The organism is Streptomyces sp. NPDC046985 (assembly GCF_040644415.1).
Classification (GTDB): Bacteria; Actinomycetota; Actinomycetes; order Streptomycetales; family Streptomycetaceae; genus Streptomyces.
In genome coordinates, this window is sequence record NZ_JBEYWK010000010.1 from 263,313 (window position 1) to 270,877 (window position 7,565).

5 protein-coding genes are annotated in these 7,565 nt (G+C 69.5%); 3 read left to right on the forward strand and 2 right to left on the reverse strand.

The genetic code is table 11. The features are described 5' to 3' along the window. Positions 1 to 28: 28 nt before the first annotated feature. Entirely contained in the window at positions 29 to 1,543 is a 1,515-nt protein-coding gene (locus ABZ861_RS16020) for a glycosyltransferase 87 family protein (protein WP_361629897.1), read from the reverse strand. 105 nt (positions 1,544 to 1,648) lie between these two features. Then, positions 1,649 to 4,393, reverse strand: a complete 2,745-nt coding sequence (locus ABZ861_RS16025; RefSeq protein ID WP_361629900.1) for a transglycosylase domain-containing protein — start codon at positions 4,391 to 4,393, stop codon at positions 1,649 to 1,651. A 395-nt stretch (positions 4,394 to 4,788) separates the two neighbouring features. Here ABZ861_RS16025 and ABZ861_RS16030 point away from each other — a divergent pair, with 395 nt between their 5' ends. The 3 genes from ABZ861_RS16030 to ABZ861_RS16040 all read left to right on the forward strand — a co-directional run bounded on the left by ABZ861_RS16030 (position 4,789) and on the right by ABZ861_RS16040 (position 7,421). After that, positions 4,789 to 5,478 (forward strand): PadR family transcriptional regulator, encoded by a 690-nt coding sequence (locus tag ABZ861_RS16030; RefSeq protein ID WP_361629903.1) that lies wholly within the window; start codon positions 4,789 to 4,791, stop codon positions 5,476 to 5,478. Between the two features lie 44 nt (positions 5,479 to 5,522). Beyond that, positions 5,523 to 6,605 carry an inositol-3-phosphate synthase gene (locus tag ABZ861_RS16035; protein WP_361629906.1) on the forward strand — a complete coding sequence of 361 codons (1,083 nt, stop codon included), beginning with the start codon at positions 5,523 to 5,525 and terminating at the stop codon, positions 6,603 to 6,605. Positions 6,606 to 7,031: 426 nt separating this feature from the next. Next, positions 7,032 to 7,421 (forward strand): hypothetical protein, encoded by a 390-nt coding sequence (locus tag ABZ861_RS16040; protein ID WP_361629910.1) that lies wholly within the window; start codon positions 7,032 to 7,034, stop codon positions 7,419 to 7,421. Positions 7,422 to 7,565 lie beyond the last annotated feature (144 nt).

Here is a 7,565-nt window from a genome sequence, read left to right on the forward strand (position 1 = left end):
TACTCGGGCCGCTTCGCCCGGTGTTCGCTCAGAGCGAACGACCCTCGGGAGGCGCCGCGGGGCGGCGGCCCCACTCCACCGCGGTCCCCTCGAACCCGCTCGCCGAGGGCCGCCGCTGGGCCGCGGCGCCCAGCACGAAGACGTCCGGAGCGCCGTCGAGCACACCGCCCGAGGGATCGTCGTCCCCCGCCCGGCGCACCACGTCCCGCTCCGGCAGCAGGACGTCGCGGACGACGACCGCGCACAGGTACAGCGTCCCCGCCAGGTGCGCCACGATCGCCCAGTGGTAGCCGTCGGTCGGCAGACCCTTGTGGGCGTCGCCGCTGGTCGTGTAGGCGAGGTACAGCCAGATCCCGAGGAAGTACGCCACTTCGCACGCCTGCCAGATCAGGAAGTCCCGCCACTTCGGGCGGGCCAGCACCGCGAGCGGCACCAGCCACAGCACGTACTGCGGCGAGTAGACCTTGTTGGTGAGGATGAAGGCCGCCACGACGAGGAAGGCGAGCTGGGCGAAGCGCGGCCGGCGCGGGGCCATGAGCGTCAGCGCCGCGATGCCGAGGAAGCACAGCACGACCAGCAACGTGGCGACGGTGTTCACGAAGTCGGTGCTGGGCGGCTCGGTCGAGCTCTGGGACCAGATGAGCCAGAAGGAGCCGAAGTCGACGCCCCGGTCGTGACTGAACTTGTAGAACTGCCACCAGCCGTCGGGGGCGAGCGCCAGCACCGGAAGGTTCACCGCGAGCCAGGCGACCGCCGCGCCGGCCGCGGCCTTGCCGAATTCCCGCCACCGGCCCGCTCGCCAGCACAGCACGAACAACGGGCCGAGCAGGAAGATCGGGTAGAGCTTGGCGGCCGTGGCGAGCCCCAGCAGGACGCCGAAGGCGACGGGGCGCCGCCGGGACCACATGAGCATCGCGGCGGCCGTCAGGGCGACCGCCAGCAGGTCCCAGTTGATGGTGGCGGTCAGCGCGAAGGCGGGCGCCAGGGCCACCAGCAGCCCGTCCCACGGCCGCCGGGCGTGCGTCCGGGCCACGCAGACGGCGATGACCGCCGCGCACGCCATCAGCATCCCGGCGTTGGCCATCCAGTACCACTGCTCCTGGTGCTGCATGCTGCCGCTGTGCGGCGTCAGCCAGGAGGCGACCTCCATGAACACGCCGGTGAGCACTGGATACTCGAGGTACGGCATGTCGCCGGTGAGCTTGTCGAAGTAGGGCACGAGACCGTCGGCGAACCCGCGCCCCTGATAGAGGTGCGGGATGTCCGAGTAGCAGGCCTTCGTGTACTGCGAGCTGGCCCCGAAGAACCAGGCGCTGTGGTAGCAGGGCGCTTTCTGGACCAGGCCGAGGGCGAACATGCCGATCGCGACGAGGACGACGACGCGCACCGGAGTCCACCAGGAGGTCCCCAGCAGGGCGTGCCGCCCGAGCGGGCCGCCGATCAGCTCGCTGCCGGCCGCGGCGACCTCGTCTTCCCGCGTCGGCCGCACCGGACCGGGCTCGGGCTCGTGGGCGCTCGCTTGCGTCGATTCAGCACTGGGCATGCCGCCATCCTGCCGTACGCGTCCGGGTCTACGCGGCGGGCCGCCGCACCGTGCTGGTGCGGCGGCCCGTGTTTCACGTGAAACGCCCTCGGCGACAGGGCGCCGCTAGTTGTTCGTGCCTCCGAACCAGCCTCCGCCGCCGCCCCGGCTGGTGCCCCCGTTGCCGTTGCCGGAGGTGGTGCCGCCGGGCTCGGTGGGCGTCGGGGACGGGACGCCGCCGTCCGCACCGCCGTTGCCCCCGTTGCCGCCGTTCCCTCCGTTGCCCCCATTTCCGCCGTTGCCGCCGTTGCCGCCGTTCTGGCCGCCGCCGTCGGTGCAGCCGAAGAAGCCGCAGTTCGACGGGGTCGGGGTGGGCGACGGGCTGGGCTGCGTCTTGCTGGGGGAGGGCGACGGCGTCGGACTGGGCGACGGGGTCGGCGTGGGGGACGGAGTGGGCGTCGGGCTCGGCGCGGGGTTGACGATCTGGCCGATGGGCTGCGGCGCCGGGAAGGGCTCGGCCGGCTGGCCCTGGAGCGCCTGGAACATGTAGTCGTGCCAGATCTCGGCCGGGAAGGAGGCGCCGTGGATCTTCCTCTGGCCGCCCGTTCCGTACATCTCCTCGAACCTGCGTGCCTTGTTCCCGGCGTCGTCGTCGAGCCGGAACATGCCGACCGCGGTGGACAGTTGCGGGGTGTAGCCGATGAACCAGGCGGACCTGTTGCCGTCCGTGGTGCCGGTCTTGCCGGCTACCTGGCGGCCGGGCAGCTTGGCGTTGGTGCCCGTGCCCTTCTCGACCACGGTCCGCAGCACGTCGGTGACGTTGTCGGCGACCTTGTCGGTGAAGGCCTGCTTGGGCTTCGCCTCGTGCGTGTAGACCTTCCCCTTCTGGCTCTTGACGTAGCGGACCGAGAACGGCTCGTTCTGCTTGCCGCTGGCGGCGAACGTCGCGTAGGCGCCCGCCATGCGGATGGCGCTGGGGTCGGAGATGCCGATGGAGAAGGACGGGAAGGTCGTGCCGGCCAGGCTGTCCTGCTTCAGGCCCGCGTCCAGCGCGGCCTGCTTGACCTTGTCCAGGCCGACGTCCATGCCGAGTTGCACGAAGGCGGAGTTGACCGACTCCCGCATCGCCTCTCGGAGATCGATCATGTGGCTCGGCGCGGCGCCGTAGGACTCGTGGCCGTCATTGCTCTGGAGCCACTCCTTGCCCTTCTCGTTCTTCCAGACGGTCCCGTCGTAGTTCTTGATCTTGAGATTGTTCTGGCCGCTGAACCGGCTCCGCGGCGAGACCTGCGTGCGTTCGTCCTGCGCCTGCGTCGGGTCGCCGTTCGGATCGCGGACGCCGTCCCGCATCGCCGCGGCCAGCACGAACGGCTTGAACGTCGACCCCACCTGCGCACCCGTGGCGTCGGCGTTGTCCGTGAAGTGCCGAGTGGCGTCCTCGCCGCCGTAGATCGCCACCAGAGCGCCCGTGGACGGGTTGACCGAGGCCCCGCCGAACTGGACGTGCGTGTCCGTCTTAGGACGCTGCTGGGGCTTGATGTTCGCCTGCTGGACCTTCTTGACCGACGTCTCCAACTGCTCGACCTTCTTCTTGTCGAAGGTCGTGTGGATCTCGTACCCGCCCCGCTGGAGGTCGTCGGCGGTGATGTTCGAGTTGTGGATGAGATAGCCCTTGGCGAGGTCGACGAGGTACCCGACCTGGCCGCTCAGCCGGGTGTTCGACCGCGGGTTCTGCCACCTGGGCAGCCCCCGGTACTTGTCCCGCTCCGCGGCGTTCAGATGACCGTATTGGACCATCTTGTCCAGGGTGTTCTGCATCTGGATCTGGGCACGCCTCTTGTTGGCCTCGGGCGTGGCCGCCGGGTCGATGGACGTGGAGCCCGCCGGGTCGAAGTACGTGGCGCCCTTGAGCATCGCCGCGAGGAAGGCGCACTCACCGGCGTTCAGGTGCTTGGCGTCCTCGTTGAAGTAGGCGCGCGAGGCCGCCTGGAGGCCGTAGGCCCCCCGCCCGTAGTAGGCGGAGTTGAGGTAGCCGGCCATGATCTCCGACTTGGGGATCCGGGCGCCGACCTTGATCGCGACGAAGATCTCCTTGAACTTGCGGGAGATGGTCTGCGACTGGTCGTTGAGCATCGCGTTCTTGACGTACTGCTGGGTGATGGTCGATCCACCCTGTGTCTGGCCGCCCCGCGCCATGTTGAGCACGGCGCGCGCGATGCCCGTCGGGTCGACGCCGGAGTCGGTCTCGAAGGTCTTGTTCTCCTGCGAGATGACGGCGTAGCGCATGTCCGCCGGGATGTCCTCGTAGTTGAGCACCTGGCGGTTGATCTCACCGCCCGTCCGCACCATCTCGCTGTCGTCGGACCAGTAGAAGACGTTGTTCTGCGCCGTCGCGGTCTTGGCGACGTTAGGGATGCCCACCATCGCGTAGCCGATCCCCGCCACCGCAACGAGGCTGCCGACGAAGCCGATGACCAGGCCCGACACGAGCTTCCAGGACGGCGTCCACCGCCGCCAGCCGTACTTGCCCGCCCGCGGGTAGTCGATGATCCGCCGGCCGGCGGGTGCCGCCGCGCGTCCGCGGCCGGGTCCGTTCGGGCCCGCGGGCCCGGTCCCTCTGCGCCGGCCGGCGTTGCGCTGCGCGGCCCGGCGGGCCTCGGCGCGTCCGCCGGGCGGACGCTGCTCACCCCCCGCGCCGTACAGGCCGGACGCATAGGACGTCGACGCGGACGACTCAGCGGAGTCGGCGGGAGATCCGGTGGCGCCTCGCGGTGCCGCACGGCGGCCGGAGGACGGACCGGACTGGCCACGCCGGGCCGCGGCACGTCCGCCTCCCTGCGGCTGCGGCGGTTTGCGACGGTGCTCGCTCATCGAACGATTACTCCTCGGGCAGGCGCACCCGTGCGCCTGGAAACGGCGGCTGGTTTCCGGTCCCCCCGAAGTACGGATGTGGTCGGTCGCGCATTCACCCGTACTGCGCCGAGGACGAGGACGCCCCCCGGCGCCGCTCGGTTCCCGGTGGTCTGCATGGCGCACAGACTACGCACCGCCACACCCTCACGTGCTCCGAAGTTCATCCCAAACCAGGCAACTTGCCCGCACTGAAACCGCGATGTGATCCCGTTCACGATCCCCGCTCTTGTCGCGGACGCGAGGTCGTTCTATCGTCTGGATGTATCGAGTCGATACATCAGCGCGAGATAAGCATCGTCACGGCACCCCGGCGGCACCGGCCGCCCGCGGGTCGCGGCAGAGAGGAGGCGACTGTGGGCCGGCGTTCCGGAATCCTTGAGTTCGCCGTACTCGGGCTGCTCCGCGAGTCTCCGATGCACGGCTACGAGCTGCGCAAACGACTCAATACGTCACTGGGTGTGTTCCGCGCGTTCAGCTACGGGACGCTCTATCCCTGCCTCAAGACGCTTGTCGCCAACGGCTGGTTGACGGAGGAACCGGGAAACACCACCGAGGACGCCGTCGCCGCTCCGCTCGCGGGGCGGCGCGCCAAGATCGTCTACCGGCTGACGGCGGAGGGCAAGGAGCACTTCGAGGAGCTGCTCTCCCAGACGGGCCCCGACGCATACGACGACGAGCACTTCGCCGCGCGCTTCGCCTTCTTCGGGCAGACGTCGCGCGACGTCCGCGTGCGTGTGCTCGAGGGCCGCCGCAGCCGGCTGGAGGAGCGCCTGGAGAAGATGCGCGCCTCCTTGGCGCGCACCCGGGAGCGCCTCGACGACTACACCCTTGAGCTCCAGCGCCACGGAATGGAGTCCGTGGAGCGCGAAGTGCGCTGGCTGAACGAGCTCATCGAGAGCGAACGGGCCGGGCGGGTCCTCCAGGGCCCCGCCTCCGGAGGATCCGGTTCCGCTCAGCAGGACACCACATCTGGAACGACGGGCGGCCTGCCCCGGTCCGGGGATTCCTCCCGGCCGGATACGCCCGACGACACCGCCACGTGAGGTCCCGTCGGGACTTCACCGAGTACACACAGGGAGCAACCGGAATGGGTTCGGTTCGCGTAGCCATCGTCGGCGTGGGCAACTGCGCCGCATCGCTGGTGCAGGGCGTCGAGTACTACAAGGACGCCGACCCGGCGTCCAAGGTCCCGGGCCTGATGCACGTGCAGTTCGGCGACTACCACGTGCGGGACGTCGAGTTCGTCGCCGCATTCGACGTCGACGCGAAGAAGGTCGGCCTCGACCTCGCGGACGCCATCGGCGCGTCGGAGAACAACACCATCAAGATCTGCGACGTCCCCTCCGCCGGTGTGACGGTCCAGCGCGGCCACACCCTCGACGGCCTCGGTAAGTACTACCGCGCCACCATCGAGGAGTCCGCCGACGAGCCCGTCGACGTCGTCCAGGTCCTCAAGGACCAGCGCGTCGACGTCCTGGTCTGCTACCTGCCCGTGGGCTCCGAGGCTGCGGCGAAGTTCTACGCCCAGTGCGCCATCGACGCCAAGGTCGCCTTCGTCAACGCCCTCCCGGTCTTCATCGCCGGCACCAAGGAGTGGGCGGACAAGTTCACCGAGGCCGGCGTCCCGATCGTCGGCGACGACATCAAGTCGCAGGTCGGCGCCACCATCACGCACCGCGTCATGGCCAAGCTGTTCGAGGACCGGGGCGTCGTCCTGGACCGCACGATGCAGCTCAACGTCGGCGGCAACATGGACTTCAAGAACATGCTCGAGCGCGAGCGCCTGGAGTCCAAGAAGATCTCCAAGACGCAGGCCGTCACCTCCCAGATCCCCGACCGGGACCTCGGCGAGAAGAACGTCCACATCGGCCCGTCCGACTACGTGGCCTGGCTCGACGACCGCAAGTGGGCCTACGTCCGCCTGGAGGGCCGCGCCTTCGGCGACGTCCCGCTGAACCTGGAGTACAAGCTCGAGGTCTGGGACTCCCCGAACTCCGCGGGTGTCATCATCGACGCCCTGCGCGCCGCCAAGATCGCCAAGGACCGCGGCATCGGCGGCCCGATCCTGTCGGCCTCCTCGTACTTCATGAAGTCCCCGCCGGTGCAGTACTTCGACGACGAGGCCCGGGAGAACGTCGAGAAGTTCATCCGCGGCGACGTCGAGAGCTGAGCGCTCCCGCGCACCGCTCCTGCCAGCGCTGAAGCCCCCGGTCCGTGCACGTCAAGCGTGCGCGGGCCGGGGGCTTCGGCGTACGTCGCCGCCGCGGTTGCGGCGGCTATGGCACGGTTTGAGAGCCAGTAAGTGTCACATCAGGGACACAGACTCCTAGCGCGGTACGAGATCATCGGCGGGCGGCTGTACCTTACGTGCGTCTTACTTCGACGCCATGTTCGCGTCATGGCGCCCACGCACTAGGGGGACTCCCACGTGACCACTCCGCCGCCCCAGGGCCACAACCCATATGCCCAGGCGCCCACCCCTCCGGTGGGGCAGCCCGGTCAGCCGGGAGTCGCGCAGCCGTACCCCCCGTTCCCGCCGCAGCAAGGAGCGCCGTACCCGCCGTCGCAGGGAACGCCGTACCCCCCGCAGCAGGGAATGCCGTATCCCCCGCAGCAGGGTGCGCCGGTTCCGCCGCCGCCGGCGCCCGCGGGCAAGCGCATAGGCAAGAAGGCCCTGCGCATCATCGGCCTCATCGTCGTCGCCGTGATCGTGGCCCTGATCAAGTTCGGCGCGGGCTGGTTCCTGACGCGCGACGACGCCGAGACCACCTCGGTCGGCTCGTGCATGCACAACGACGGCTCGATGGACAAGGCGGACCTCAAGGAGGTCGACTGCTCCTCCAGCGGCGCGCAGTACAAGGTGGTCCAGAAGTTCGACGGCTCCTCGGACGAGGACAAGTGCAAGGCCGTCACCGATGCGACGATCTCCTACGTTCAGTACGGCGGCGGCCACGACGTGGTGCTCTGCCTGAAGGAGACCAAGTAGCGCTCTGGCTCATGCCATGACGAAGGGGCGGTGTTTCACGTGAAACACCGCCCCTTCGTCATGCGCGACGCGGACGCGTCCCGCGGCGGGGGGGGGGGGGGTGGGGGGGAAACACAGCACCCCCCCCGGGGGCGGCGGGGGAGG

Coding starts and splice junctions, on each gene's coding strand:
- ABZ861_RS16020 (WP_361629897.1), bottom strand. CDS start 1,543: ATGCCCAGTGCTGAATCGACGCAAGCGAGCGCCCACGAGCCCGAGCCC.
- ABZ861_RS16025 (WP_361629900.1), bottom strand. CDS start 4,393: ATGAGCGAGCACCGTCGCAAACCGCCGCAGCCGCAGGGAGGCGGACGT.
- ABZ861_RS16035 (WP_361629906.1), top strand. CDS start 5,523: ATGGGTTCGGTTCGCGTAGCCATCGTCGGCGTGGGCAACTGCGCCGCA.
- ABZ861_RS16040 (WP_361629910.1), top strand. CDS start 7,032: ATGCCGTATCCCCCGCAGCAGGGTGCGCCGGTTCCGCCGCCGCCGGCG.